This is a genomic window from aff. Roholtiella sp. LEGE 12411 (assembly GCF_015206995.1).
Taxonomy (GTDB): domain Bacteria; phylum Cyanobacteriota; class Cyanobacteriia; order Cyanobacteriales; family Nostocaceae; genus Komarekiella.
Window position 1 is genome coordinate 1 of the sequence record NZ_JADEXR010000334.1, and the last position, 1097, is coordinate 1097.

The 1097-nt window shown below is 40.1% G+C and carries 2 protein-coding genes; both read right to left on the minus strand.

The window, feature by feature from the left end:
• Positions 1–8: 8 nt before the first annotated feature.
• Positions 9–941 carry an IS630 family transposase gene (locus IQ246_RS29765; protein ID WP_194006869.1) on the minus strand — a complete coding sequence of 311 codons (933 nt, stop codon included), beginning with the start codon at positions 939–941 and terminating at the stop codon, positions 9–11.
• The coding region (locus IQ246_RS29770; RefSeq protein WP_194006870.1) for a helix-turn-helix domain-containing protein at positions 854–1097 on the minus strand (244 nt) is incomplete at its 5' end. The genes IQ246_RS29765 and IQ246_RS29770, both read right to left, overlap by 88 nt.

Here is a 1097-nt window from a genome sequence, read left to right on the forward strand (position 1 = left end):
AACCACGTCTATCTTGAAACCCGTAGTTTTTCCTCATCTTCTTCAAGGTGATTTTTCACCCACAAGCGATCGCAAATTTCAAAAGGACGGGAATTAATATCTTGTTCAAAGAAATGAACCCGTTCAATTAATTCAGCAGGTGACTGGTAGCATGTATGATAAGTTACATCTTCACGCAACCATTGCCAGAGGTGTTCCACAGGCATAAAGTCAGGGCTGTAACCAGGTAAAGGCTCCAGGTTGATTTGTAAAATCTCTAATGCTTCTTTGACAGTTTGAGAACGGTGATAAGGAGCACCATCCCAAATTAGAGTCATGTCGCGTTCCGGAAACTCAGTTCTCAGATGTTTTAAAACATCAATTGTATTGAATTGATCTGCTTTTAAATAAGGAAAAATTTTGACTTTGGCATAGTTGTAAACATAAATCCCATAAAAGGAAACCTTGCTTCTTCCTGGAGAATTGGAACTAACCCAAAAACGTTCTCCTTTAATCGACCAGCCATAACCTTCATCGCTGTCAAGATGAATGTGTGCCTCATCGATAAAAACCAGTAAGTGACCATTGTTCAGAGCATCATCGAGTAAACCCTGTAGATTTTCCAAATACTCAGCACGTTTTTTGCTGTTGGCTTTATTTAACAGTTTCCGCGCTTTCTTCCATGAAAATCCTAAATTCTTGAGAGTCTTACGCACTGATTCACGACAACATTTGAGATTAAATTGATTGTCAATCCAAGCTACTAAACGCTTTAACGTCCAACGAGGTAAGAACTCTTGATTGAGCTTTTTTTGCTGAGGTGCTGTTGCTGCCAGTTCTAAAGTTTTACGAATCTCTCTATCAACTGCTTTCTCTATCTGTTTTGAAAAAGGGGGGGATGACCACCTGTATGTTGATACCGCAGTACTTCTATACCTGAAATATTGTAACGATGTACCCACTCCATGATTGTCTGGGGGTTGCGTCTTGTTTCCCGACCTACCTGTGTTGCGCTTTTTCCATTACATATCTCATACAGTGCCATCAAACGTTCGCGGGTACGAGCATGATTTGCTTTTAACGCCTCTTGTCTCAATATTGAGCTACTTTGATTCCAA